The following is a 26,329-nucleotide window of genomic DNA, read 5'->3' on the forward strand; positions in this document are numbered from 1 at the left end:
TTACAAGGCGCCGGACCTTCTCTTATGGATGAACTGAGAGTAGAGGTCAGGCGCGAGGTCAACAAATACTAAATACTGAATGCAGCATTCGATTAAATAGATGGCTTGCGTGGGTGCGGCTGTTCCCGGGCCACGGTGAGGAACGGGTCTACCAGCGCGGGGCGCGCGGTGCCTCGGCGCCACGCCAGGCCCACATCGAGGGTCTGGCTGAGGTCGGCGATCGGCCGTGCCTCGATGATGTCGCCCTCCAGGGACCATGGGCGGTAGGTCATGTCTGGCTGAATCGACACGCCTAATCCTGCCGCCACCAGGCTACGCACTGCCTCCGTCGATGCTGTACGCAGCGTGACGCGGGGTTGCAGGCCTGCGCTGGTCCAAAGGCGCTGGGCGTTTTGGCCCATTTCATCAACATTCAGCTGAATCAACGGCTCGCGCGCGACATCGGCCAGGTTGATGCTGTCGTGCTCCAGCAGCGGGTGCTGCGCCGGCAGCCACAGGCGATGGGGCGAGTGGGTCAGGACTTCTGTCTGAAGGGCGTGGCGGTCTTCGAGGTTGGAGAGGATCAGCACGCCGACGTCGATTTCGCCGCTCACCAGCAAATGCTCGATATAGGGGCGTTCGTCCTCCATCACGCGGATTTCCACATTGGGGTAGGCGCGCTGGAAGCGGGTGAGCAGGTCGGCGAGGTAGTAGCCGGCCACCAGGCTGGTCACGCCGATGATCAATTGCCCGGCCACTTGGTCGGTGCTTTGTTGCAGGCTGCGCTTGGCGTTGTCGACGGTGGCGAGGATCAAGTGCGCCTGGCGCAGGAACTGGTGGCCCTGGTGGGTGAGGGTCATGCCTTTGGCGTGGCGGTTGAACAGGTTTACCCCGATTTCCTGCTCCAATTGCTGGATCGCCAGGGTCAGGGTCGACTGGGAAATAAATGCGGTCTGCGCGGCGGCGGAGATCGAGCCGGTCTCGGCCACGGCGATAAAGTGCCGGATTTGACGCAAGGTCATCATGCTGGAATTACCAGTGGGGTGTTTTTATAGATTTGTCCGAGTGTATATCGGTTTTAGCGAACGGCAGTGGCGTTACATCTGGAAGCACTCTAGATCGGGGCTTTTTGGCACTTAGTTTTACGCTGGGGGCCTATTGGTCCTATGAACCCAAGTGTCTGGAGGCTACGAATGAATACCCGTGGATTGCTCGATCAGTTGCTCAAGTCCGGCCAGGACATGCTGCAAAACAAGGCTGGCGGCCAACGCAAGCAGGACGACAAAGGCGCCTTGGGCGGACTGCTTGGCGGCGGAGGGTTGGGCAGCCTGCTTGGCGGTGCCGGTGGCGGCGCCCTGGCAGCCGGTGCCATGGGCTTGTTGATGGGCAACAAGAAGGCGCGCAAATTCGGCGGCAAAGCCCTGACCTACGGCGGGCTGGCCGCATTGGGCGTCATTGCCTACAAGGCCTACGGCAACTGGCAGGCCAATCAAGCCAATGCGCCCAAGGGCGAGCCGCAGACCATCGACCGCCTGCCACCGGCCCAAGTCGAGCAGCACAGCCAAGGCATTCTCAAGGCGCTGGTTGCAGCAGCCAAGGCCGACGGCCATGTGGATGAGCGCGAGCGAGAGCTGATCGAGGGGGAGTTCACCAAGCTGGATAACGACCGCGAGCTGCAAAGCTGGCTGCACGCCGAGCTGAACAAGCCTCTGGACCCGGCCGATGTCGCCCGCGCGGCAAGCACCCCGGAAATGGCTGCCGAAATGTATATCGCCAGCGTGATGCTGGTCGACGAAGAAAACTTCATGGAAAAGGCCTATCTGGACGAATTGGCCCGCCAACTGGAACTGGAGCCTGGCTTGAAGCTGGAGCTGGAAAAGCAGGTGCGTCAAGCTACCCTCTGAGCATCTCTGTATAGATAAAGCACCCTGGCTGGCTGAATGCCCCAGGGTGTTTTTGCATTCCATGAGCGCTGCATCAAAACCCATTGATTAATGAGGCCTTCTGCTCAGCTATACTCCCCTCCATTTGAATGGCCCTTCGAGGAATTACTGTGAAGAACTGGACCTTGCGCCAACGCATCCTGGCAAGTTTTGCGGTCATTATCGCCATCATGCTGTTAATGGTTGTGGTCTCCTACTCACGGTTGCTGAAGATCGAAACCAGTCAGGAAGCCGTCCGGGACGATGCGGTACCGGGGGTTTATCTCAGTTCTATGATCCGCAGCGCGTGGGTCGACAGTTACCTTCAGACCATCGACATCATTGGTCTGCGTGAGGATAAAACCTTCACCAATACCGACAAGGCCGACTACAAGGCCTTCGAAGCGCGTATTGAGCAACAGATGGCCAATTACGAAAAAACCGTGCGCAGCCAGGCTGATCGCATGGAGTTCGATAACTTCAAAGCCGCACACATTAATTACAACAAGGTCCTTGAGCAGTTGCTGGACCGCGTCCAGAACAACGACCTGCCCGCTGCACGCGAGTTGCTTGAAGAGCAACTGACGCCGATCTGGATCGAAGGTCGCATGAAGCTCAATGACATTATTACGGAGAACAAAAACGTCTCTGATCGCGCCACCGCGGCGATTGACGATGCCGTTCTGTCGGCCAAGATCAGCATGGGCGTGTCGCTGATCATCGCCATCCTCGCCGCCGGCCTGTGCGGCCTGCTGCTGATGCGCGCGATCATGGCGCCGATGCAGCGCATCGTCGAAATCCTCGACACCATGCGCACTGGCGACCTGAGCAAACGCCTGAACCTGGAGCGCAAGGACGAATTCAACGCGGTAGAAACCGGCTTTAACGACATGATGACCGAGCTCACCGCTCTGGTTTCCCAGGCGCAACGCTCTTCGGTTCAGGTCACCACCTCAGTGACGGAGATTGCGGCGACCTCCAAGCAGCAGCAGGCCACTGCCACCGAAACTGCCGCGACCACCACCGAGATCGGCGCCACTTCGCGGGAAATCGCCGCCACTTCCAAGGATCTGGTGCGTACCATGACCGAAGTCTCCACCGCTGCCGACCAGGCTTCGGTGGCCGCCGGTTCTGGCCAGCAGGGCCTGGCGCGTATGGAAGAGACCATGCATTCGGTGATGGGGGCCGCCGACCTGGTGAACGCCAAACTGGCGATCCTCAATGAGAAGGCCGGCAACATCAACCAGGTGGTGGTGACCATCGTCAAAGTCGCCGACCAGACCAACCTGTTGTCCCTGAACGCCGCCATCGAAGCGGAAAAAGCCGGTGAATACGGCCGCGGGTTTGCCGTGGTCGCCACCGAAGTGCGTCGTCTGGCCGATCAGACCGCCGTGGCCACTTACGACATCGAGCAGATGGTGCGTGAGATTCAGTCGGCGGTGTCTGCTGGCGTGATGGGCATGGACAAGTTCTCCGAAGAAGTGCGCCGCGGCATGTTCGAAGTGCAGCAAGTGGGCGAGCAACTGTCTCAGATCATCCATCAGGTACAGGCCCTGGCGCCGCGGGTGTTGATGGTCAACGAGGGCATGCAGGCCCAGGCCACCGGCGCCGAGCAGATCAACCACGCGCTGGTGCAGTTGGGTGATGCCAGCAGCCAGACCGTCGAATCCCTGCGCCAAGCCAGCTTTGCCATTGATGAACTGAGCCAGGTTGCGGTGGGTCTGCGCAGCGGCGTATCGCGTTTCAAAGTCTGATGAGCGACCTCGCGGCTAAACGCGGCGCCGTCCCGGCAGCGAAAAAGGCGTTGTTCCTGGTGTTTCACATCGGCAGTGAACGTTATGCCCTTAAGGCCACCGAAGTGGCCGAGGTGCTGCCGCGCCTGCCGCTCAAACCCATTGCCCATGCGCCCTCTTGGGTGGCGGGTATCTTTGCTCATCGCGGAGCGTTGGTGCCGGTAATCGACCTGAGTGCGCTGACCTTCGGTACGGCGGCCCAGGCGCGTACCAGCACGCGGTTGGTGTTGGTCAATTACCAGCCGCAACCCTGGGTCGAGTCTCGCCGGTTGGGGCTGATCCTCGAGCAGGCCACCGATACCCTGCGTTGCGACCCCGCGGAATTTCAGCCTTATGGCCTGGAGAACCCCCAGGCGCGCTATTTGGGGCCGGTGCGTGAGGATGCGTTGGGCCTGATGCAATGGATCGGCGTGAACGACATGCTCACCGATGACGTGCGCGCCCTGTTGTTTTCTGCCGAGCTGACCGTATGAGCAACGACCCGCGCTTCTTTGCCTTCCTCAAGGAACGTATCGGCCTGGACGTCGCGTCGGTCGGCGAGGCCATTATCGAGCGCGCCGTGCGCCAGCGCAGCCAGGCCGTGCAGGCGCAGACGCCAGGCGAATACTGGCAGCGCCTGCAAAGCTCCCACGACGAGCAACAAGCACTGATCGAAGCGGTGATCGTTCCCGAGACGTGGTTTTTCCGTTACCCCGAATCCTTTGCGACCCTGGCTCGGTTGGCGATTGCACGCCTGGCCGAGATCAAGCAGATGCGCGCACTGCGCATCCTCAGCCTGCCGTGCTCCACCGGCGAAGAACCCTATTCGATTGCCATGGCCCTGCTCGATGCCGGCCTGGCGCCGCATCAGTTCAAGGTGCTGGGCCTGGACGTCAGCCCGCTGTCGGTGGAGCGTGCGCGGCGCGGGGTGTATGGCAAGAACTCGTTCCGCGGTAGCGATATTGCCTTTCGCGATCGCCACTTCACTGAACACAGCGACGGGTTCCACATCGCCGACCGCGTGCGCGAACAAGTGCGCCTGCAAGTCGGCAATTTACTGGACCCGACGCTGCTGGCGAACGAGGCGAGCTACGATTTCGTGTTTTGCCGCAACCTTTTGATCTATTTCGACCAGCCGACGCAGAAGCAAGTGTTCGATGTGCTCAAGGGCCTGACCCACGTAGACGGCGTACTGTTTATCGGCCCGGCCGAGGGCAGCCTGCTGGGCCGGCATGGCATGCGTTCGATCGGGGTGCCGCAGTCTTTCGCCTTTAGTCGGCACGCCGAACCTAACCTGCCGGCGCCGGTATTCGTGCCGATACCGAGCCCTCAGCGCAGCGCGGCGCCCATCCCTGTCAAGCCAAGGCCGTTCAGTACCGCGAGCGCCCAGGTGGTGCCGATCAAGCCACCGCCGCCTTCCGACGCGGGTACCTTGCTCAGCCGTATCGCCACCTTGGCCAACGAAGGCAAGAGTGCCGAGGCCCGTGTCGCCTGCGAGCAGTATTTGAACAGCCACCCGCCAGCCGCCCAGGTGTTCTACTGGCTGGGGCTGCTCAGCGATGTGGCCGGCAGCGCCCTGGAGGCTCAGGGGTTTTATCGGAAAGCCTTGTACCTGGAACCTCAGCACCCGCAGGCCTTGATTCACCTGGCCGCGTTGCTCGAATCCCAGGGCGACAGCGCGGGGGCGCGCCGTTTGCAAGCGCGGGCCGCCCGTAGCGAGCGAGCAGACAGTGAGTCCAAACGATGAGTAGCCCCGACGCGCTCGACACCGCCGGCCTGGACCTGACTATGGCCGACACCCAGGCCATCGACGACTGCTGGAACCGTATCGGTATCCACGGCGACAAGTCCTGCCCGCTGCTGGTGGACCATATCCACTGCCGCAACTGTGCGGTGTACTCAGCGGCCGCCACGCGCCTGCTGGATCGCTACGCCCTGCAGCAGGACGACCATCGTCCGGCCGCTGCAGTTGAAGTCGACGAAGAGATCGTCACCCGCTCGTTGCTGATGTTCCGTCTCGGTGAAGAGTGGTTGGGTATCGCCACCCGCTGCCTGGTGGAGGTGGCTCCGTTGCAACCGATTCACTCGCTGCCGCACCAGCGTTCCCGCGCCTTGCTCGGCGTGGCGAACGTGCGGGGGGCGCTGGTGGCGTGCCTGTCTCTGGTGGAGCTGCTCGGCCTGGACAACACCGGTCACGGCGCCAGTGGCGGGCGGATCATGCCACGTATGTTGATCATCGCCGCGCAGGATGGCCCAGTGGTGGTACCGGTGGACGAAGTGGACGGCATCCACGCCATCGATGAGCGCACCTTGAACGCTGCGTCGGCGCCTGGCTCCCAGGCCAGCGCACGCTTTACTCAGGGCGTGTTGCAATGGAAGGGCCGCAGCCTGCGTTGGCTGGATGAGGCGCAATTGTTGTCCGCCGTGACCCGGAGCCTCACATGACCCCCGATCAGATGCGCGACGCCTCGCTGCTGGAACTGTTCAGCCTGGAAGCCGATGCACAGACCCAGGTACTGAACGCGGGCCTGCTGGCCCTGGAGCGTAACCCGACCCAGGCCGACCAGCTTGAAGCCTGTATGCGCGCGGCCCATTCGCTCAAGGGCGCGGCGCGGATCGTGGGGGTGGATGCGGGGGTCAGCGTGTCCCACGTCATGGAGGATTGCCTGGTCAGCGCCCAGGAAAGTCGCCTGTACCTGCAACCTGAACACATTGACGCCTTGCTGCAAGGCACCGACCTGCTGATGCGCATCGCCACCCCGGGAAACACCGTGGGGCCAGCGGACATCGACGCTTATGTGGCGTTGATGGAGCGCCTGCTGGATCCGTCGCAGCCCACCGCTAAAGCTGCGCCACCGCCTGTCGTGTCCCAGCCTGCACCCGCGCCGGTCATCGAAGAATTGCCGCCGGAGCCCGAGCCCGCTCCCCCTGTTGCCAGCGATCCGCCGCGTCAGGGCAAGCGCATGACCGAAGGCGGCGAGCGCGTGTTGCGCGTGACCGCCGAGCGCTTGAACAGTCTGCTGGATCTGTCGAGCAAATCCCTGGTGGAAACCCAGCGGCTCAAGCCCTATCTGGCCAGCATGCAGCGCCTCAAACGTATTCAAAGCAATAGCGTGCGCGCCCTGGACACACTGGACGGCCACCTCAAGACTCTGGATCTGAACCTCGAAGCCCAGGAAGCCCTGGCTGATACCCGTCGCCTGCTGAGCGAGGCGCAGGCCTTACTGGCGGAAAAAACTGCTGAGCTGGATGAGTTCGGCTGGCAGGCCGGGCAGCGCGCTCAGGTGCTCTACGACACTGCGCTGGCCTGTCGCATGCGTCCGTTTGCCGATGTGCTGGCCGGGCAGGTGCGTATGGTGCGCGACCTCGGCCGCAGCCTCGGCAAGCAGGTGCGCCTGGAGATCGAGGGCGAAAAGACCCAGGTCGACCGTGATGTGCTGGAAAAGCTCGAAGCGCCACTCACCCATCTATTGCGCAATGCCGTCGACCACGGCATCGAAATGCCCGATCAGCGCCTGCTGGCCGGCAAACCCGCCGAAGGCTTGATCCGCCTGCGCGCCTCCCATCAGGCCGGTCTACTGGTGCTGGAACTGAGCGACGACGGCAACGGCGTTGACCTGGAGCGCCTGCGCGGGACCATTGTCGACCGGCATCTGTCGACCCTGGAGACCGTGCTGAACCTGAGCGAAGAGGAACTGCTGACGTTCCTGTTCCTGCCGGGTTTCAGCCTGCGCGACAAGGTTACCGAGGTGTCCGGGCGCGGCGTCGGACTGGATGCGGTGCAGCATATGGTCCGCCAGTTGCGCGGCGCGGTGGTGCTGGAGCAGACGGCGGGGCAGGGCAGTCGTTTTCACCTGGAGGTGCCGCTGACCCTTTCGGTGGTGCGCAGCCTGGTGGTGGAAGTTGGCGAAGAAGCCTATGCGTTCCCGCTGGCGCATATCGAACGTATGTGTGACCTAGCCCCCGACGACATTGTGCAACTCGAAGGCCGCCAGCATTTCTGGCACGAGGGCCGGCATGTTGGCCTGGTCGCCGCCAGCCAGCTGTTACAGCGCCCGCCGGGGCAGACCAATGACGAGACCTTGAAGGTGGTGGTGATCCGCGAGCGCGATGCGGTGTACGGTATCGCCGTGGAACGTTTCATCGGCGAGCGTACCCTGGTGGTGTTGCCGCTGGATGACCGCCTGGGCAAGGTCCAGGATATTTCCGCCGGCGCCTTGCTGGATGACGGCTCGGTGGTGTTGATCGTCGATGTGGAAGACATGCTGCGTTCGGTGGACAAGCTGCTCAACACCGGGCGCCTGGAACGCATTGCCCGGCGCAGCCAGCAGGTCACCGAGGCGCCGCGCAAACGCGTACTGGTGGTGGATGACTCGCTCACCGTGCGTGAGTTGCAACGTAAATTGCTGCTTAATCGCGGGTACGAAGTGGCCGTTGCGGTCGACGGTATGGACGGCTGGAACGCCTTACGTTCCGAAGACTTCGACCTGCTGATCACTGACATTGATATGCCTCGCATGGACGGTATTGAATTGGTCACACTCTTGCGCCGTGATACTCGCCTGCAATCGTTGCCGGTGATGGTGGTGTCGTACAAAGACCGTGAAGAGGACCGTCGCCGTGGGTTGGATGCCGGCGCCGATTATTACTTGGCCAAGGCCAGCTTCCACGACGACGCGTTGCTGGACGCCGTCGTGGAGCTGATTGGGGGCGCGCGGTCATGAGGGTTGCGATCGTCAACGACATGCCCCTGGCCGTGGAGGCCTTGCGCCGCGCCTTGAATTTCGAGCCCTCGCACGAGGTGGTGTGGGTGGCCGGCAATGGTCTGGAGGCAGTGCAGCGCTGCGCTGAGTTGACGCCTGACCTGATCCTGATGGATCTGATCATGCCGGTGATGGACGGCGTGGAGGCCACGCGGCAGATCATGGCCGAGACCCCGTGCGCGATCCTGTTGGTGACCGTCGACCGCCAGGCCAATATGAGCCGGGTGTTCGAAGCCATGGGCCACGGCGCCCTGGATGTGGTGGACACGCCCGCACTGGGCGTGGGCAATCCAAAGGATGCGGCGGCACCGCTGCTGCGCAAAATCCTCAACATCGGCTGGCTGATCGGCCAGCGCGGCAGCCGCGTGCGTACCGAAACCACGTCAGCGCGCACCTCCGGCAAACGCCAGAGTTTGGTGGCTATCGGCTCTTCAGCGGGTGGCCCGGCTGCCCTGGAAATCCTGCTCAAGGGTTTACCCCGTGACTTTCCCGCCGCCATTGTGCTGGTGCAGCATGTGGACCAGGTCTTTGCCGCCGGCATGGCCGAATGGCTCAGCAGTGCTTCCGGGCTGCCGGTGCGCCTGGCCCGCGAAGGCGAACCGCCGCAAAGCGGTGTGGTCTTGCTGGCCGGTACCAATCACCACATTCGTCTATTGAAGAACGGCACGCTAGCCTATACCGCAGAGCCGGTGAACGAGATTTACCGGCCTTCGATCGACGTGTTCTTCGAAAGCGTGGCCAGCCACTGGAATGGTGACGCCGTCGGCGTACTGCTGACCGGCATGGGTCGTGACGGGGCCCAGGGCCTTAAGTTATTGCGTGAACAAGGTTATTTGACCATCGCCCAGGATCAGCAGAGCTCGGCGGTGTATGGCATGCCCAAAGCGGCGGCGGCGATTGATGCCGCTGTTGAAATTCGCCCTCTGGACAGAATTGCGCCCCGATTACTGGAGGTCTTTGCACAATGAACATGACCTTGCGCGATGCTGGCTTGCAGGTAGTAATTCAGGTGACTGCAGATGAATGATTTACAGATCGACGACATCAAGACCGACGAAAATGCCGCCATGGTGTTGCTGGTCGACGACCAGGCCATGATCGGCGAAGCGGTCCGACGCGGCCTGGCCCATGAAGAAAACATCGATTTCCACTTCTGCGCCGATCCGCACCAGGCGATTGCCCAGGCTATCCGCATCAAGCCGACGGTGATCCTGCAGGACTTGGTGATGCCCGGCCTCGATGGCCTGACTCTGGTGCGCGATTACCGCAATCATCCGGCCACGCAGAACATCCCGATCATCGTGCTATCCACCAAGGAAGACCCGCTGATCAAGAGCGCGGCGTTCTCGGCGGGGGCCAACGACTACCTGGTCAAGCTGCCGGACAACATCGAACTGGTGGCACGCATCCGCTATCACTCGCGTTCCTACATGACGCTGCTGCAGCGCGATGCGGCTTACCGCGCGCTGCGGGTCAGCCAGCAACAGTTGCTGGACACCAACCTGGTGCTGCAACGCCTGATGAACTCCGATGGCCTTACCGGGCTGTCCAACCGCCGTCACTTCGACGAATACCTGGAACTGGAATGGCGCCGCGCCATGCGCGACCAGACCCAACTGTCGCTGCTGATGATCGACGTGGACTTTTTCAAGACCTACAACGACAGCTTCGGCCACGTCGAAGGCGACGAAGCCCTGCGCAAAGTCGCCGCCACCATCCGCGACGCCAGCAGTCGCCCTTCGGACCTGCCGGCACGCTACGGTGGTGAAGAGTTTGCGTTGGTGCTGCCGAACACCTCACCGGGAGGCGCGCGACTGGTGGCCGAAAAGCTGCGCATGGCCGTCGCGGCGTTGAAAATCCCGCATATTGCCCCGGCAGAAGGCTCCAGCCTGACGATCAGCATCGGCCTGTCGACCACCACGCCGCAGCAGGGTACGGATTGTCGGCAGCTGATATTGGCGGCGGACAAGGGCTTGTATACGGCCAAACACAATGGGCGTAATCAGGTCGGCATCGAGTGAATCGAGGCCGCAACCGATCAACATGTGGGAGGGGGCTTGCCCCCGATAGCGGAGGGTCAGTCACCTGATGCGGGGCTGATGCACCACCATCGGGAGCAAGCCCCCTCCCACATTTAACCCCGCGTAGTCTGCCTTTTCGCCAGGCGGGCTGCCGCTCCCCCCCGTTTGCCGTTATACTCGCCGGCTTTCAAAAGTTCGCCAACGAGTGCTGCCCGCCATGGAAATCAACCCGATCCTGAACACCATCAAGGACCTGTCCGAGCGCTCCGAAACTATTCGGGGGTATCTTTGACTACGATCAAAAGCATGAGCGTCTGACCGAAGTCAATCGTGAGCTTGAAGATCCGAGTGTCTGGAACAAACCTGAATACGCCCAAGAGTTGGGCCGCGAGCGCGCTGCGCTAGCGCAGATCGTCGATACCCTCGACGAACTGAACACCGGTCTGGCCGATTGCCGTGACCTGCTGGACATGGCCGTCGAAGAAAACGACGAAGGCGCAGTGGGCGATGTCATCGCCGAGCTGGCCCGTCTAGAGGAAAACCTCGCCAAGCTCGAATTCCGCCGCATGTTCAGCCATGAAATGGACCCGAACAACGCCTACCTGGACATCCAGGCCGGTTCCGGCGGCACCGAAGCCCAGGACTGGGCCAACATCCTGCTGCGCATGTACCTGCGCTGGGCCGACAAACGCGGCTTCGACGCCACCATCATGGAGCTGTCGGCCGGTGAAGTGGCTGGCATCAAGGGCGCGACCGTGCACATCAAGGGTGAATACGCCTTTGGTTGGCTGCGTACCGAAATCGGCGTGCACCGCCTGGTGCGCAAGAGCCCGTTCGACTCCGGCAACCGTCGCCACACTTCGTTCTCCGCGGTGTTCGTCTCGCCAGAGATCGACGACAAGGTGGAAATCGAGATCAACCCGGCCGACCTGCGTATCGACACCTACCGTTCCTCCGGTGCTGGTGGTCAGCACGTAAACACCACCGACTCGGCCGTACGTATTACTCACGTACCGACCAACACCGTGGTCAGCTGCCAGAACGAACGTTCCCAGCACGCCAACAAGGACACCGCCATGAAAATGCTGCGGGCCAAGTTGTACGAGCAGGAAATGCAGAAGCGCAACGCCGCTTCCCAGGCGCTGGAAGACACCAAGTCGGATATCGGCTGGGGTCACCAGATCCGTTCGTATGTGCTCGATGCGTCGCGGATCAAGGATCTGCGCACTAACATCGAACGCAGCGACTGCGACAAGGTGCTCGACGGCGATATCGACGAATACCTGGAAGCCAGCCTGAAGTCCGGCTTGTAATAAAGATTGTAGGAGCCGGCTTGCCGGCGATCCCCGGCCGCAGGCCGGGGACAACGAACCTGATGGAAATTTTAAAGACATGAGCGACCAACAACTCGACCCGCAAGCCCTGCAACAGGAAGAAAACTCCCTGATCGCCCTGCGCAAGGAAAAGCTTGCTGCCGAGCGCGCGAAGGGCAATGCCTTCCCCAATGACTTCCGCCGCGAAAACTACTGCGATGCCTTGCAGAAACAGTACGCGGACAAGACCAAGGAAGAGCTGGCAGAGGCTGCGATCCCGGTCAAAGTGGCAGGTCGCATCATGCTCAACCGTGGCTCGTTCATGGTGATCCAGGACATGACCGGTCGCATCCAGGTCTACGTCAACCGCAAGACCTTGCCTGAAGAAACCCTGGCCTCGGTGAAAACCTGGGACATGGGCGACATCATTGCCGCCGAAGGCACCCTGGCCCGTTCCGGCAAGGGCGACCTGTACGTCGAGATGACCAGCGTGCGCCTGCTGACTAAGTCCCTGCGCCCGCTGCCGGACAAGCACCACGGCCTGACCGACACCGAGCAGCGCTACCGCCAGCGCTACGTTGACCTGATCGTCAACGAAGACGTGCGCCAGACCTTCCGCGTGCGTTCGCAAGTCATCGCCCACATCCGCAGCTTCCTGATGGCGCGTGACTTCCTTGAAGTCGAAACCCCGATGCTGCAAACCATCCCCGGCGGTGCCGCAGCCAAGCCATTCGAAACCCACCACAACGCCCTGGACCTGGAAATGTTCCTGCGTATCGCGCCGGAGCTGTACCTGAAGCGTCTGGTGGTGGGTGGTTTTGAAAAGGTCTTCGAGATCAACCGCAACTTCCGTAACGAAGGTGTCTCGACCCGTCACAACCCAGAATTCACCATGTTGGAGTTCTACCAGGCCTACGCCGACTACGAAGACAACATGGACCTGACCGAAGAACTGTTCCGCGAACTGGCACAGCTGGTCCTGGGCAGCACCGACGTGCCGTACGGCGACAAGGTGTTCCACTTCGGCGAGCCGTTCGTGCGCCTGTCGGTGTTCGACTCGATCCTCAAGTACAACCCCGAGCTGACCGCTGACGACCTCAACGACATCGACAAAGCCCGCGCCATCGTCAAGAAAGCCGGCGCCAAGGTGCTGGGCTTCGAAGGCCTGGGCAAACTGCAGGTGATGATTTTCGAAGAGCTGGTCGAGCACAAGCTGGAACAGCCGCACTTCATTACCCAGTACCCGTTCGAAGTCTCGCCGCTGGCCCGTCGCAACGATGACAACCCGAACGTCACTGACCGTTTCGAGCTGTTCATTGGTGGCCGCGAAATCGCCAACGCCTACTCCGAGTTGAATGACGCGGAAGACCAGGCCGAGCGCTTCATGGCTCAGGTGGCCGATAAGGACGCCGGTGACGACGAAGCCATGCACTACGACGCAGACTTCGTACGCGCCCTGGAATACGGCATGCCGCCAACCGCCGGTGAAGGTATCGGCATCGACCGACTGGTGATGTTGTTGACCAACTCGCCGTCGATCCGCGATGTGATCTTGTTCCCGCACATGCGGCCGCAAGCGTAACCCTAGCGAAATCCGAAGCCGCCTTTTATAAGGCGGCTTTTTTATGGGGCGTTTTTAAGCGTCAAGCAAACAGCGCCAGGTTTTGATCTATTCAAGGATGTGTGTCGTGAACCGCGTAATCGCACAAGAAGGCGCCGCCGGCATTGCCGCTGCCGTGGCTGAAAGCGTCCAGTACCAGGGCCGTAAGGCCAGTCGTCGGGGCAGCGAGCAACGGCGGCAAGACATTCTCGATGCGGCCATGCGTATTGTGGTGCGTGAGGGCGTACGAGCCGTGCGCCATCGGGCGGTGGCGGCGGAAGCGGGCGTGCCGTTGTCGGCGACCACCTACTACTTCAAAGACATCGATGACCTGCTGACCGACACCTTCGCCCAGTACGTCGAACGCAGCGCCGCCTTCATGGGCAAGCTGTGGGTGCGTAACGAAGGCCTGTTGCGCGAGATGGTTGCCTACGGCGATGGCAGCCCGGAGTCACGTTCGCAATTGGCCGATGACATCGCGCGCCTGACCGCCGACTATGTGCTGCGCCAACTGACCAACCGTCGCGAACACCTCATGGCCGAACAGGCGTTTCGTCAGGAAGCGCTATTGAACCCGCGCCTGGCCGAACTGGTGCGCTCCCATCAGCAGATTTTATTGCAGGGCACCGGGCAGTTTTTCCAAGTGTTGGGCTCCCGCGAGCCGCAGCAGGACGCCAAGGTGTTGACGGCGATTATCAGTCGGATGGAATATCAGGGCCTGTTGGGCGGCGCAGAGCCTCTGACCGGTGAAGAGATGCTTGAGATCCTCAAGCGTTACATGCATTTGGTGTTGGCCTCGGTCTGACACCGGAGGGTGTCTGATGAAAACCTGGAGTATCGCGCTAATCGCCTTGTCGTTCCTGCTGCTCAGCGGTTGTTTGGTGACCTTCAAGGAGCCGCTGGCAAGCCGTGAAGCGGCGCCGAATGAGTTGCTGGGCCACTGGTCCAGCAAGAATGCCTGGGGTGAGCCGCTCAGCTTACACATCACTCGCGCCGGTGAGCACCGCTACAAAGCCGTGAGCTACCCTAAAGCGGCGCCGGGCCAGCGCGATGAGTACCTGTTTACTGTGTCGCGCCATGGCAATCGGTGGTACCTGTCGGCGCCTTTGCCTACAAAGTTCGGTGGGAATTTTATCCTGGCCGGCTTCGAATTCGACGAAAAGCACGAATTGGTGGTCTACAACCTGGATCTGGAGCAGATCCGCCAAGCCATCGGCCAACAGGCATTGGATGGAGGCACCGTAGAAACCGTCGAAGGCGACGGGGTGTTGGTGGACAGCCCCATGGACCGGGTATTCGCCTACCTGGATGACCCGGCCAATGCCGATGTGTTCGTTGAAGCCGCGCGCTATCAGCGTGCGGGCAAATAACGTTTAAAGAAGGAAGCACCCGGTGGACGATTACCAGCAGACGATACGCACCTTGTCCGATCGCATTGTGCTGGCACAGACACCGATTCGCGTCCTCGACGCCGTCAAATGGGACGACACTATTCGCCAGGGATTCCTCAAGGCCAAGGGCAAGGCAATGCCTGCCGTAGACCGCGACTATTACCTGAACCGGCCGCTGTCGTTTGACTCCAGTGCGGTGAAGCTGGAATTCCAGAATATCGAGCGTGACATCACCCGTCGCCTCGGCCAGTTCAGCCCGGTGGGGCAGATCATGCGTCGCATGTGCCGCGAGTACCGCATGGTGGTGCGGATGCTCGAAGCGCGCGGCACCGAGGACTTCGGCCTGATTTCCCAAGAGCTGTACGGCGCCGCCTCCGATGCGTTCCACGCCGGCGACCCAACCCTGGCCGACCTGGGCCTGATGCTCTCCGACTACCTGAATAACATCGACGGCCGTGGCGACCTCAAGGACGAAGCCAAGACCCTCACCGCCAAGGACGCCGTCGCCCTGCTGCAAACCCGTCTGAATAAGGTGTTCGGCGAGGCGGAAGAAACCATTCGCGTGTTCGAGTCCGACGGCATCGTTGCGGACGCAGCGGCGGGGGCCGACTACATCAAGATCCGCGCCGATGCGATGTTCAACAATCGCGACGTGCGCGCCCTGGAAGTCCATGAAGGCCTGGTGCACGTCGGCACTACCCTCAACGGCCAGAACCAGCCGATCTGCACTTTCCTGTCCAAAGGCCCGCCGTCTTCCACGGTGACCCAGGAAGGCTTGGCGATTCTGATGGAGATCATCACCTTCGCCTCCTACCCGAGTCGCCTGCGCAAACTCACCAACCGCACGCGCGCTATCCACATGGTGGAGGAGGGCGCCGATTTCCTGCAGGTGTTCGAATTCTTCCGCGAGCAAGGCTTTGAAATCGCTGAAAGCTATGGCAACGCCAGTCGCGTATTCCGTGGCTCGGTGCCCAATGGACTGCCGTTTACCAAGGATTTGTCCTACCTCAAGGGCTTCATCATGGTCTACAACTACATCCAGTTGGCCGTGCGCAAAGGCAAGCTGGAACAGGTGCCGTTGCTGTTCTGCGGCAAGACCACTCTGGAAGACATGCGTACCCTGCGCCAACTGGTGGACGAAGGCCTGGTGGTGCCGCCCAAGTACCTGCCTGAACAGTTCCGCGACATGAACGCATTGGCGGCGTGGATGTGCTTCTCCAACTTCCTCAACCACTTGAGCCTGGATCGGATCGAGGCGGATTACTCCAATATCCTCTGAAGAAACCGGGTCTAAATGTGGGAGGGCGCAAAGCACCTCCCACATTGAATCTTCAACAGACGGTCAATTTCATCTTAATCACGAGGCTTCAACGGATGAGAATCCTCGGCATTCTATGCCTGCTACTCACATTGAACGGTTGCAGCTCCCTGCTGTTCTACCCCGAACCCGGCCTGCCGTTCACGCCCGAAAAAGCGCACTTGCAATACCGCGACGTCACCCTCACCACCGCCGACGGCGTGAAGCTGCACGCGTGGTGGCTGCCGGCCAAGGCTGGCGTGCCCGTCAAAGGCACGGTGCTGCACTTGCACGGCAACGGCGGCAATCTGGCCTGGCACCTGGGTGGCAGTTGGTGGTTGCCGGAGCAGGGCTATCAGGTGCTGCTGGTGGACTATCGCGGATACGGGTTGTCCGAAGGCAAACCGTCCTTGCCGGCGATCTATCAGGATGTGGATGCAGCGTTCAGTTGGATCGACAAAGCCCCCGAAACCCAGGGCCAGCCGCTGATTGTTCTCGGCCAGAGCCTGGGCGGTGCGCTGGCCGTGCATTACCTGGCAGAGCATCCGGAGCGTCAGGCCAGGCTTAAGGCGTTGGTACTGGATGGTGTGCCAGCCAGTTATCGTGACGTAGGACAATTCGCCCTCAGCACCTCCTGGCTAACATGGCCGTTTCAAGTGCCCTTGTCCTGGCTGGTCCCCGACGCCGACAGTGCGATCAACGCCATGCCTCGGCTGACCGGCGTGCCGAAACTGCTGTTCCACAGCCTGGATGACCCGATCGTGCCGCTTTCCAATGGCATCCGTCTGTACCAGGCGGCGCCACCGCCCAGGGTGTTGCAATTGACCCGAGGCGGTCATGTGCAGACCTTTGCCGACAAGACCTGGCAAACCGTGATGCTGCGCTACCTGGATGACCCGCAGCACTTCAACGGCCTACGCCGCCTGGGCGAAATTCCGAACTACCCCATTCCTAAAGTTGACTGATCAGAGAGCCCGCAATGAGCGAAGAACGCAACATGATCCCGCTGATTCTCACCGGCATCGGCACCATCATCGGCACCGTCGGCTGCCTGTGGTACTACGGCTACCTGCACTTCGCCAAGCCGGAAGATGCGTTGTTGCTCAGTGACTTCACCATGCTCAAAACCGTGCCTGGCGAGGACTACAAAATTTCACTAACCCCGGCGGCCCAGGTGGCGCAGTGCGTCGATGGCGTGCTGGTGATGTTCGACACCGAGCAGAAAGGCCTCAGTGGCGTGCTGGTAAACAACAAGAAACAGGCAGTACGTTGTATGGGGCAGGAAACGCCACAACTGCAGCAGTAAGCCCTCTTAAAGCCTCCCGATTTACGACTCGCCCCCGTAGGTCGTGCAGCTGCAGCCCCCGTACGGAACTGAAATATCTGGAACCGTATCGCGCCAGCAACCACTGAATGCGGTATGACTTACACAGATCGGGGCCGAAAACGTGGCGATCACTATTGCTGCAATACGCAACATGCTGGACATGGCGAGGGGGCATGAGTCGTTGCAACGGCTGGATGCTCAGGACCATGAACTCCAGCAAATGATGGACAAGCTGTCACACAATACTTATGGCGCGAAGATAGAGCTGCCCGCTGAGGATACGCATCGAACGGTCCAGTTCGATGAGCCCAAAAAAAACCCACCGTAAGGTGGGTTTTCTTATCCAGCGTTAATCAATCAGTTAGCGACGGAAGAGCGTGGCTTCACTGGTTGGTTATCGTTAGAGATGGTCACTTCAACACGACGGTTCATGGCACGGCCCGACACGCTGCCATTATCGGCAACCGGGTATTCCTTGCCGTAGCCGGTGGTCACGATGCGGCGTGGGTCAACGCCCATCTTGATCAGCGCAACCTGAACCGAAGCGGCACGGCGCTCCGAGAGGCTCTGGTTGTAGGCGTCAGCGCCGGTGCTGTCGGTGTAACCCTCAATGATCACTTGGCGATCCGGGTTTTCCTGGAGGAACTGCGCCAGCTTGTTGATGTTTACCAGGCCGCTGGATTTCAGATCGGCCTTGTTGGTAGCAAACAGCACGTCACCAAAGGTCACCAGGGTGCCGCGATCGGTTTGCTTAGCGTTCAGGCTGTCTTGCAGTTGCTTGATCTGAGCGTCACGAGCGTCGAGCAGGGCGCGGGCGCGTTCGTCACCAGCATTTTTCAGCTTGGCCTCGGACTCGCGCAGCGCGATGGTGTCTTTAGCCACTTCAACGCGCTGATTGGTCAGGTAGGCCAGTTGGTCGACTTTCTTCTGGTCTTCCTTGTCGCGATAGGCTTTGTCAGCCTTGTCCAGCCAGTCCTGAGCGTCCTTGGTTTCCAGAGCCGCTACTTTGGTGGCGTTCGGGTTGGCCTGCAGGGCCGAGAAGTTGGTCCGTGCATTTTCCAGGTTCGCGTTTGGCGGGGTGGAGCAAGCCGCCAGTGCAACGCTCATCGCCAGCAGGGCAGGGATCATCAATTGTTTACGCATAGTCATGTCGTCCTTTCAATTCGATATCGGGTGCAATGCAATCAGGGGCAGCGGCTTATTTCTGCTGGATAGCAGCCGGGCGCATGCCTTCCTGACGCAGCTCCTGAACAGCTTTCTGGGAGTCCTTCACAGCCTGGTCGGCTTTGGCGGCCTGGGCTTTGCGCTCTGCAACGCGAGCGTCCCACTCGGCTTGCTCGGACAGGCGACGGGCTTCGTCGTAGTTCTTGTCATGCATGGCGATTTCGGCTTGCTTGAGCTTGTCCTGGGCCGACTTCATTTCTACGGCCGCGTACTCGGTGCCGCCGGCGCTGACAGCGCTGTTCACCGCGGACTGGGTTACTGCGTATTGCTCAGTCGGAGGGTTGCCGGCGCAGCCCGCCAGAACGAAGCTGGTGCCGATTGCCAGCGCGGCCAATTTAAGCCCGCGCAGGTGGTTAAACGAGGATTTGGCAGTGCTGGTCTTCATCGTCTTCAACTCCATTGGATAACTCCTGAAAAACTTCAAAATCCATCGCAGGTGGTCAGCGGTTGTGGGCCTGGCGGTTAAGCGCGGGGCACCTATTCAAACGGCTGTTCCAAGTGATGGCTTACTGGCTGTGACCGGAGGCTTTTTTGAATAGTTCAGAGAAGATGGCGATTTGCCTAAAAAAATAACTGACTGAACGGTCAGTGTAAAAAAATGGAACTTTTGCTGCGCGCAGAAGTACGCCGGGCCTCTTGGAGGCCCGGAATACAAGGGGTAGATAGACGGGGGTTAGTGCTTGGATTCGTCGACGCTGGTCGACAAGTCATGCAGATAGCGCCGCGACAACGTGAGAAAACGTGGCGTAGGGCCGACGTCTTCATAAAGCGGATCGCCCTCTTCATCGGTGGCGATGACGTGTTGCCCTTTGATGTAGGGGAAGCTGGCTTCCAGCTCTTCAAGGGCCGCGCCGATCAGCTCACCGAGCAGTTCTTCGGTACTGCGCTTGGGGTACATCTCGGCGATGGCCGCCAACCGTGCGGCGGCCTCTACATCAAGATGGATGGCGTACTCGGTCTTGGTCAAACGACCCTTAGCGTTCTCTTCCCAATGCTGGGCCAGTTCTCGAATTTTCATGGCAACCTCAATAAAGCCCGCGATGGCAGGCGGTGATGAGTGACCAGTCGCTCGCGTGGATAAAATGCGGCGGCTCACAGTTGAGACTAGCTGCAAGCCGCAAGGTTTAAAGTCTTGTCATAAAACGATGCTGACGGCACTCTGGCAGGCCTGCGCGTCCCGGATTTCTGGCTGGAGATTGGCTGATGAGTGATATCGATGCACGCTTGCGTGAGGATGTTCACCTGCTGGGTGAACTGCTGGGCAACACCATTCGAGAGCAGTATGGCGATGATTTTCTCGACAAGATCGAGCAGATCCGCAAAGGCGCCAAGGCTGACCGCCGGGGTGCCGGTGATGAGCTGAGCACCAGCCTCAACCAGTTGCAGGAGGACGAACTGCTGCCCGTGGCCCGGGCGTTCAACCAGTTCCTGAACCTCGCCAATATCGCCGAGCAGTACCAGTTGATTCACCGGCGTGACGAGTCGCAGCCGGCACCGTTCGAATCCCGTGTGTTGCCTGAATTGCTGGCGCGTTTGCAAAGCGAAGGCCATAGCAATGAATCCCTGGCCCGCCAGTTGGGGCGCCTGGAGATCGAGTTGGTCCTCACCGCCCACCCCACCGAAGTGGCGCGCCGCACCCTGATCCAGAAATACGATGCCATCGCCGCGCAACTGGCGCTGCAAGATCACCGCGACCTCACCACGGCTGAGCGTGAACAGATCCGCCAACGCCTGCAACGGTTGATCGCCGAAGCCTGGCACACCGAAGAAATCCGCCGCACCCGACCCACTCCGGTGGACGAAGCCAAATGGGGCTTTGCGGTGATTGAGCATTCGCTGTGGCACGCCATCCCCAATTATTTGCGCAAGGCTGACCAGGCCCTGCATGCCGCCACTGGCCTGCGTCTGCCTTTGGAAGCCGCGCCGATTCGTTTTGCGTCGTGGATGGGCGGCGATCGCGACGGCAACCCGAATGTGACCGCGCCGGTCACCCGTGAAGTGCTGCTGCTCGCACGGTGGATGGCCGCTGACTTATACCTGCGCGATATCGACCACTTGGCGTCCGAACTGTCGATGCAAAAGGCCAGCCCGGCGTTGCAGGCCAAGGTTGGCGACAGCGTCGAGCCCTACCGCGCCGTGCTCAAGCAACTGCGCGAACGTCTGCGAGCCACACGCCAATGGGCGCACACCGCATTGAGCAGCAGCACGCCGGCACCGGCCGAGGTGTTGCAGAACAACCGCGACCTGCTGGAACCGCTGGAGCTGTGCTACCAGTCGCTGCATGAGTGCGGTATGGGTGTGATCGCCGACGGTCCGTTGCTTGATTGCTTGCGCCGTGCTGTGACCTTTGGCCTGTTCCTGGTGCGGCTGGATGTGCGCCAGGATTCCAGTCGCCATTCGGCGGCCATGACCGAAATCACCGATTACCTGAGCCTCGGTCGTTACGACGAGTGGGACGAAGACGCACGCATCAGCTTTCTGATGAAGGAATTGGCCAACCGGCGACCGCTGCTGCCGGGCTATTTCAAACCGTCGGCGGACACAGCCGAAGTACTCAACACCTGTAAGGAAGTGGCTGCCGCGCCGGCTGCCTCGTTGGGTTCTTATGTCATCTCCATGGCCGGCGCCGCGTCGGATGTGCTCGCCGTGCAATTGCTGCTTAAAGAGTCGGGCGTACAACGGCCGATGCGCGTGGTGCCGCTGTTCGAAACCCTGGCCGACCTGGATAACGCCGGTCCCGTGATCGAACAGCTGTTGCTGCTGCCGGGCTACCGTGCGCGTTTGCAGGGCCCGCAGGAAGTGATGATCGGCTACTCCGACTCAGCCAAGGACGCCGGCACCACCGCTGCTGCGTGGGCGCAATACCGCGCGCAGGAACGGTTGGTGGATATCTGCCGCGAGCAACAGGTGGAACTGCTGTTGTTCCATGGTCGCGGTGGCACCGTCGGCCGTGGCGGCGGCCCGGCACACGCCGCGATCCTGTCGCAGCCTCCGGGCTCGGTGGCAGGGCGTTTCCGCACCACTGAGCAGGGCGAGATGATCCGCTTCAAGTTCGGCCTGCCGGATATCGCCGAGCAGAACCTCAATCTTTACCTGGCCGCCGTTTTGGAAGCGACGCTGCTGCCACCGCCCCCACCCGAGCCAGCCTGGCGCCACTTGATGGACGAATTGGCCGCCGATGGTGTGAGCGCCTACCGTGCGGTGGTGCGGGAAAATCCGCAGTTCGTTGAATATTTTCGCCAGTCCACCCCCGAGCAGGAGCTCGGCCGTTTGCCGTTGGGCAGTCGTCCAGCCAAGCGCCGTGCTGGTGGTATAGAAAGTCTGCGCGCCATCCCGTGGATCTTCGGCTGGACACAGACTCGGCTGATGCTGCCTGCCTGGCTGGGCTGGGAAGCGGCGTTGAGCAAGGCGTTAGAACGCGGCGAAGGTGAACTGCTGGGGCAGATGCGTGAGCAGTGGCCGTTCTTCCGTACCCGTATCGATATGCTGGAAATGGTCCTGGCCAAGGCGGATGCCGATATCGCGCGTCTCTATGACGAGCGCCTGGTGCAGCCGGATCTGTTGCCATTGGGTGTGCACTTACGCGACCTATTGTCGCAGGCTTGTGACGTGGTGCTTGGCCTGACTGGCCAGTCGCAACTGCTGGCCCACAGCCCTGACACCCTGGAGTTCATTCGCCTGCGCAACACCTACCTTGATCCCTTGCACCTGTTGCAGGCTGAGTTGCTGGCACGTTCGCGCCAGCAGGAAGCGGCGCAGGACAGCCCTCTGGAACAGGCGCTGCTGGTGTCCGTGGCCGGTATTGCCGCCGGGTTGCGCAACACCGGCTGAGGTTTTTTGCGTGTTCTCAAGGGCTTGCAGATAAACAGCGACGACCGTCCGGAAAAGGGCGGTCGGCGTTTAGAGCGTCGGGTTGCACTCAGGCACACCCTACCTATGGCGCATGCCGGGCGCGGTTCCTGCGACTTTTGGCGGCTTGTGTGGTTAAGGCCTGCTGTGTATCTTGATCAGCCTTTGGCCGTTTGGGCGGCCGGAATCCTATTTTTACGAGCCATACTTCTACGAGATTTGCCCCCACGCGGTGAATCCGAGCGTCATCTCTATATAAAAAATTGAGGAGCACATCGATGCGCGTCATTCTGCTGGGAGCTCCCGGGGCCGGTAAAGGTACTCAGGCAAAGTTCATCACTGAAAAATTCGGCATTCCACAAATCTCCACCGGCGACATGCTGCGTGCGGCCGTCAAGGCTGGCACCGAGCTGGGCCTGATCGCCAAGAGCGTGATGGACAGCGGCGGCCTGGTCTCCGATGACCTGATCATCAACCTGGTCAAGGAACGCATCAGCCAGGAAGACTGCAAGAACGGTTTCCTGTTCGACGGCTTCCCACGCACCATTCCCCAGGCTGAAGCCCTGGTGAAGGCCGGCGTTGAGCTGGATGCTGTGGTCGAAATCGCCGTTGAAGACGAAGAAATCGTCCAGCGTATTGCCGGTCGTCGCGTTCACGAGGGCTCGGGCCGCGTGTACCACGTCGTCTACAACCCGCCGAAGGTTGAAGGCAAGGACGATGTCACCGGTGAAGACCTGGTGCAGCGTAAAGACGACACTGAAGAAACCGTGCGTCATCGCCTGTCGGTCTACCACTCGCAGACCAAGCCATTGGTAGATTTCTACCAGAAGCTGTCCGCTGCCCAGGGCAAGCCGAAGTACAGCCACATCCCTGGCGTTGGCTCGGTAGAAGCCATCACTGCCAAGGTGCTGCAAGCACTGAGCTGATCCTTCGATCGGCTCGCTCAACAACGGCCCGCTTGCGGGCCGTTGTTGTTTATACTGGCGCACTTTTTTTCGACTTGGACACCCACACCGATGAGCACCCTGCTGGCCCTGGACACCGCGACTGAAGCTTGCTCCGTTGCCTTGCTGCACGATGGCATCGTTACGAGCCACTACGAGGTGATCCCGCGCCTGCACGCGCAGAAGCTGTTGCCGATGATCAAGCAACTGCTGGAAGAGGCGGGCACCACCCTGGCTGCTGTCGATGCCATCGCTTTTGGCCGTGGTCCGGGGGCGTTTACCGGTGTGCGGATCGCCATTGGCGTAGTCCAGGGCCTGGCATTTGCCCTGGAGCGCCCGGTATTACCGGTCTCCAACCTTGCGGTGCTGGCCCAACGCGCATTGCGTGAGCATGGCGCTTCGCAAGTCGCAGCTGCCATTGATGCGCGGATGGATGAGGTCTATTGGGGTTGCTACCGCGAAACCGCTGGCGAGATGCGTCTGGTGGGCGTGGAAGCTGTGCAGTCACCGGAATCGTCAGTATTGCCGGACGATGCTAGCGGCGACTGGTTTGGTGCTGGCACTGGCTGGGGCTACGGCGAGCGTATCGGCGTTCAACGGGTTGGCCAGGACGCCGCCATGTTGCCTCACGCGGAAGATCTGCTGACCCTGGCGCGCTTCGCGTTTGAGCGTGGCGAGGCGATTCCTGCGGATCAGGCTGCTCCGGTTTATCTGCGCGATAAAGTGGCTCAAACCAAAGCCGAACGCGGGATTATTTGACGCCAAAAATGATGGCAATGTGAGGCAAAAGTCGCCAATCGTCAGAATTTGCCACGGGTTTTAAACCTTTTTCAAATTATGTGTTCTAGTTATCACCAGAGCATTTGCGCGCTACGGATTGCGCCACTAAAATGCCATCACCGATACCGAGTTCGCATCGATGCGTATAGACGGCTTTTCCTCACAGTCCTACCCAATCAAACGTAAGCCACGTAAGGCGAACGTCACGGTAGACGAGTCCGTCGAAGACTCACCGGACTTCATCGAAGTCCAGCCCGATGCACAGTCCAACGCCCAAGCACGAATCAGCGGTCTTCCCGCCCGTCAACAAGACATGGTTTTCCCGCGCTCGATGAGCAAAAGCGTTGCCACTGCCCTGGCCAGCTACCTGACCACCGCCGGCTTTGTCGAATGGGATATGGAAGTGTTGGGCCTCGACATCCACATCTGATGCGCCTGCCTTACTACCTCGGTTGCCCGTCCTGGAGCGAAAACGCCTGGCGCGAGTACCTGTATCCCGCCGATGCACGCTCCAGCGACTACCTTGCCCTCTATTCCCAAGTCTTTAATGCGGTTGAAGGCAATACCACGTTCTACGCCCGCCCTTCGGCCGCGACCGTGCAGCGCTGGGCCGACATCATGCCCGACGATTTTCGTTTCACAGCCAAGTTTCCAGGTGATATCAGCCATGGCGGCGACTTGCGTGAGCAATTGCCAGCGGCAGAAAGCTTTGTCAGTTTGATGAGCCCGCTCGGTGAGCGAGTTTCGCCGTTGTGGCTGCAACTGTCGGCGAGTTTCTCGCCGCAGCGCCTGGCGGAACTGGCCGGTTTTATTGATGGACTGGAGCGCCCGCTGGCAGTGGAAGTGCGCCACCCGGAGTTCTTCGCCAAGGGCGATGCCGAGCGCATGCTCAACCGTCTGCTGCGCGACCGTGGCGTCGAACGTATCTGCCTCGACCCGCGCGCATTGTTCAGTTGCACGTCCACATCGGCAGCGGTGCTGCATGCCCAATCAAAAAAGCCCAAGGTGCCCACACGCCCGGCCGCGCTGACCCAGTTTCCCCAAGTGCGATTTATTGGCCATCCCGAGCTTGAGGCTAACGACCCGTTCCTGATCCCATGGGTGGAGAAAATTGCCGGCTGGATCGAAGAGGGCCGCACGCCCTATGTGTTCCTGCACACCTCGGATAACCGGCTCGCCGCGCAACTGGCACTGCGCTTCCACGCCCAGCTGATGGCGCGTCTGCCTGGCTTGCCCGCGTTGCCGACATTGGATCGGCAACCCGAAGTCGAACAACTGGGGTTACTCTAAGGCTCCTTTTTTCGCCAGGATTCAGTCATGGATGCCCAAACCCGACGCGCCGAAACCTTCAAGGCCTTGCATGAGCGCGACCGCGCCTTCGTGATGCCCAATCCTTGGGACGCAGGCTCCGCAGTAATGCTCGCCAGCCTCGGCTTTGAAGCTCTCGCCACGACCAGTGCGGGTTACGCGTTCAGCCTGGGGCGCCCGGATGCGGAAGGGGCGTTGTCCCTGGAAGACACCTTGCTTAATGCCGCCATGATCGCCAAGGCCACCGCACTGCCGGTGGCAGCCGATCTGGAAAACGGCTTCAGTGATACCCCCGAAGGCTGTGCCCAAACCATCCTGCGCGCTGCTGCCAGCGGCATTGTCGGCGGCTCCATCGAAGATGCCACAGGTATCAGCGCCGACCCGATCTACCCCTTTGACCTCTCAGTGGAACGTGTGGAAGCCGCCGTCGCCGCCGCTCGCAGTCTGCCATTCCCTTTCACCCTGACGGCCCGTGCGGAAAACCTCCTGCATGGTCGCCTGGATTTACCTGACACCATTCGCCGTCTGCAGGCCTACGCCGAAGCGGGTGCCGACGTGCTGTATGCGCCGGCCTTGCGCAGCGCCGATGAGGTGTTGGCGGTGGTCAAGGCCATGGCACCAAAGCCTGTGAATGTGTTGATGTCTGGTGGGCTGAAACTCAGCGTGGCGCAATTGAGCGCGATGGGCGTCAAGCGCATCAGCGTCGGATCGGCCATGGCGCTGGCGGCTTATGGTGAGTTCTACCGGGCGGCCCAGGAAGTCTATGAACTGGGCACCTTCAGCTTTACTGAACGCTCGATGCCCTTCAGCACGGCCAATCAGTTCTTCAAGGGCTAAGC

At 60.8% G+C, this 26,329-nt stretch carries 26 protein-coding genes; 22 read left to right on the plus strand and 4 right to left on the minus strand.

All coding sequences use genetic code 11. From position 1 onward, the window contains the following. Positions 1–92: 92 nt before the first annotated feature. Positions 93–1,004: a LysR family transcriptional regulator gene (locus tag CKW32_RS02685; RefSeq protein ID WP_032891728.1), complete on the minus strand. Its 912-nt coding sequence runs from the start codon at positions 1,002–1,004 to the stop codon at positions 93–95. A gap of 168 nt (positions 1,005–1,172) precedes the next feature. On the opposite strand from CKW32_RS02685, the gene CKW32_RS02690 reads away from it, so the two are divergent. From CKW32_RS02690 to CKW32_RS02765, 16 genes are all read left to right on the plus strand, one after another. Further along, positions 1,173–1,883, plus strand: a complete 711-nt coding sequence (locus CKW32_RS02690; RefSeq protein WP_095183984.1) for a tellurite resistance TerB family protein — start codon at positions 1,173–1,175, stop codon at positions 1,881–1,883. A 149-nt stretch (positions 1,884–2,032) separates the two neighbouring features. After that, positions 2,033–3,655 carry a methyl-accepting chemotaxis protein gene (locus CKW32_RS02695; protein ID WP_032891725.1) on the plus strand — a complete coding sequence of 541 codons (1,623 nt, stop codon included), beginning with the start codon at positions 2,033–2,035 and terminating at the stop codon, positions 3,653–3,655. Further along, the gene (locus CKW32_RS02700) at positions 3,655–4,167 is read left to right on the plus strand and encodes a chemotaxis protein CheW (protein ID WP_095183985.1); all 513 of its coding nucleotides are present in this window, start codon (positions 3,655–3,657) and stop codon (positions 4,165–4,167) included. Before CKW32_RS02695 ends, CKW32_RS02700 begins: the two co-directional genes overlap by 1 nt. Beyond that, the gene (locus CKW32_RS02705) at positions 4,164–5,420 is read left to right on the plus strand and encodes a protein-glutamate O-methyltransferase CheR (protein WP_032891723.1); all 1,257 of its coding nucleotides are present in this window, start codon (positions 4,164–4,166) and stop codon (positions 5,418–5,420) included. Before CKW32_RS02700 ends, CKW32_RS02705 begins: the two co-directional genes overlap by 4 nt. Then, on the plus strand, positions 5,417–6,118 hold the full coding sequence (locus CKW32_RS02710; RefSeq protein WP_032891722.1) for a chemotaxis protein CheW: 702 nt from the start codon (positions 5,417–5,419) through the stop codon (positions 6,116–6,118). Before CKW32_RS02705 ends, CKW32_RS02710 begins: the two co-directional genes overlap by 4 nt. Next, positions 6,115–8,397, plus strand: coding sequence for a hybrid sensor histidine kinase/response regulator (locus CKW32_RS02715; RefSeq protein WP_095183986.1), 2,283 nt, complete (start codon positions 6,115–6,117; stop codon positions 8,395–8,397). The genes CKW32_RS02710 and CKW32_RS02715 overlap by 4 nt, the downstream gene beginning before the upstream one ends. Further along, complete coding sequence (locus CKW32_RS02720; protein ID WP_032891720.1) at positions 8,394–9,404, plus strand: chemotaxis response regulator protein-glutamate methylesterase; 1,011 nt, start codon at positions 8,394–8,396, stop codon at positions 9,402–9,404. Before CKW32_RS02715 ends, CKW32_RS02720 begins: the two co-directional genes overlap by 4 nt. Positions 9,405–9,455: 51 nt before the next feature. Then, a complete protein-coding gene (locus tag CKW32_RS02725) occupies positions 9,456–10,457 on the plus strand; it encodes a diguanylate cyclase (protein WP_032891719.1) in 1,002 nt (333 codons plus the stop codon). Between the two features lie 217 nt (positions 10,458–10,674). Further along, positions 10,675–11,770 (plus strand): peptide chain release factor 2 gene (gene prfB, locus CKW32_RS02730; RefSeq protein WP_099601257.1). Its coding sequence is split into 2 segments (ribosomal slippage): positions 10,675–10,746 and positions 10,748–11,770, totalling 1,095 coding nucleotides; the frame shifts between segments, so codons are not numbered across the junction. Between the two features lie 79 nt (positions 11,771–11,849). Continuing rightward, positions 11,850–13,352: a lysine--tRNA ligase gene (gene lysS / locus CKW32_RS02735; RefSeq protein ID WP_095183987.1), complete on the plus strand. Its 1,503-nt coding sequence runs from the start codon at positions 11,850–11,852 to the stop codon at positions 13,350–13,352. Positions 13,353–13,458: 106 nt separating this feature from the next. Then, positions 13,459–14,175, plus strand: a complete 717-nt coding sequence (locus CKW32_RS02740) for a TetR/AcrR family transcriptional regulator (protein ID WP_032891717.1) — start codon at positions 13,459–13,461, stop codon at positions 14,173–14,175. A 16-nt stretch (positions 14,176–14,191) separates the two neighbouring features. Next, positions 14,192–14,740 (plus strand): hypothetical protein, encoded by a 549-nt coding sequence (locus CKW32_RS02745; RefSeq protein WP_095183988.1) that lies wholly within the window; start codon positions 14,192–14,194, stop codon positions 14,738–14,740. 22 nt (positions 14,741–14,762) lie between these two features. After that, a complete protein-coding gene (locus tag CKW32_RS02750) occupies positions 14,763–16,040 on the plus strand; it encodes a flavohemoglobin expression-modulating QEGLA motif protein (RefSeq protein ID WP_032891715.1) in 1,278 nt (425 codons plus the stop codon). Between the two features lie 95 nt (positions 16,041–16,135). Further along, entirely contained in the window at positions 16,136–17,023 is an 888-nt protein-coding gene (locus CKW32_RS02755; protein WP_095183989.1) for an alpha/beta hydrolase, read from the plus strand. A gap of 14 nt (positions 17,024–17,037) precedes the next feature. Then, positions 17,038–17,364 (plus strand): hypothetical protein, encoded by a 327-nt coding sequence (locus tag CKW32_RS02760; protein WP_003172217.1) that lies wholly within the window; start codon positions 17,038–17,040, stop codon positions 17,362–17,364. Between the two features lie 142 nt (positions 17,365–17,506). Continuing rightward, complete coding sequence (locus tag CKW32_RS02765) at positions 17,507–17,713, plus strand: hypothetical protein (protein WP_032891713.1); 207 nt, start codon at positions 17,507–17,509, stop codon at positions 17,711–17,713. 29 nt (positions 17,714–17,742) lie between these two features. Here the strand turns inward: CKW32_RS02765 and CKW32_RS02770 are convergent, their stop codons facing one another. The 3 genes from CKW32_RS02770 to CKW32_RS02780 all read right to left on the minus strand — a co-directional run bounded on the left by CKW32_RS02770 (position 17,743) and on the right by CKW32_RS02780 (position 19,627). Beyond that, positions 17,743–18,528 (minus strand): OmpA family protein, encoded by a 786-nt coding sequence (locus tag CKW32_RS02770; RefSeq protein WP_032891712.1) that lies wholly within the window; start codon positions 18,526–18,528, stop codon positions 17,743–17,745. Between the two features lie 55 nt (positions 18,529–18,583). Then, the gene (locus CKW32_RS02775; RefSeq protein ID WP_032891711.1) at positions 18,584–19,009 is read right to left on the minus strand and encodes a DUF4398 domain-containing protein; all 426 of its coding nucleotides are present in this window, start codon (positions 19,007–19,009) and stop codon (positions 18,584–18,586) included. Positions 19,010–19,282: 273 nt separating this feature from the next. Then, a complete protein-coding gene (locus CKW32_RS02780) occupies positions 19,283–19,627 on the minus strand; it encodes a hypothetical protein (RefSeq protein ID WP_032891710.1) in 345 nt (114 codons plus the stop codon). A gap of 185 nt (positions 19,628–19,812) precedes the next feature. Between CKW32_RS02780 and ppc the strand changes: the two genes are divergently transcribed. From ppc to CKW32_RS02810, 6 genes are all read left to right on the plus strand, one after another. Further along, positions 19,813–22,440 carry a phosphoenolpyruvate carboxylase gene (ppc, locus tag CKW32_RS02785; RefSeq protein ID WP_095183990.1) on the plus strand — a complete coding sequence of 876 codons (2,628 nt, stop codon included), beginning with the start codon at positions 19,813–19,815 and terminating at the stop codon, positions 22,438–22,440. A 296-nt stretch (positions 22,441–22,736) separates the two neighbouring features. Continuing rightward, a complete protein-coding gene (gene adk / locus CKW32_RS02790; protein WP_003172225.1) occupies positions 22,737–23,384 on the plus strand; it encodes an adenylate kinase in 648 nt (215 codons plus the stop codon). A gap of 90 nt (positions 23,385–23,474) precedes the next feature. Continuing rightward, the gene (tsaB, locus tag CKW32_RS02795) at positions 23,475–24,161 is read left to right on the plus strand and encodes a tRNA (adenosine(37)-N6)-threonylcarbamoyltransferase complex dimerization subunit type 1 TsaB (RefSeq protein WP_032891708.1); all 687 of its coding nucleotides are present in this window, start codon (positions 23,475–23,477) and stop codon (positions 24,159–24,161) included. Positions 24,162–24,321: 160 nt separating this feature from the next. Next, complete coding sequence (locus CKW32_RS02800; protein WP_095183991.1) at positions 24,322–24,612, plus strand: hypothetical protein; 291 nt, start codon at positions 24,322–24,324, stop codon at positions 24,610–24,612. Then, positions 24,612–25,472 carry a DUF72 domain-containing protein gene (locus CKW32_RS02805; protein WP_095183992.1) on the plus strand — a complete coding sequence of 287 codons (861 nt, stop codon included), beginning with the start codon at positions 24,612–24,614 and terminating at the stop codon, positions 25,470–25,472. Before CKW32_RS02800 ends, CKW32_RS02805 begins: the two co-directional genes overlap by 1 nt. 27 nt (positions 25,473–25,499) lie before the next feature. Then, a complete protein-coding gene (locus tag CKW32_RS02810) occupies positions 25,500–26,327 on the plus strand; it encodes an oxaloacetate decarboxylase (RefSeq protein ID WP_095183993.1) in 828 nt (275 codons plus the stop codon). Positions 26,328–26,329: the final 2 nt, after the last annotated feature.

Source organism: Pseudomonas sp. Irchel 3H9, from assembly GCF_900187495.1.
Classification (GTDB): domain Bacteria; phylum Pseudomonadota; class Gammaproteobacteria; order Pseudomonadales; family Pseudomonadaceae; genus Aquipseudomonas; species Aquipseudomonas sivasensis.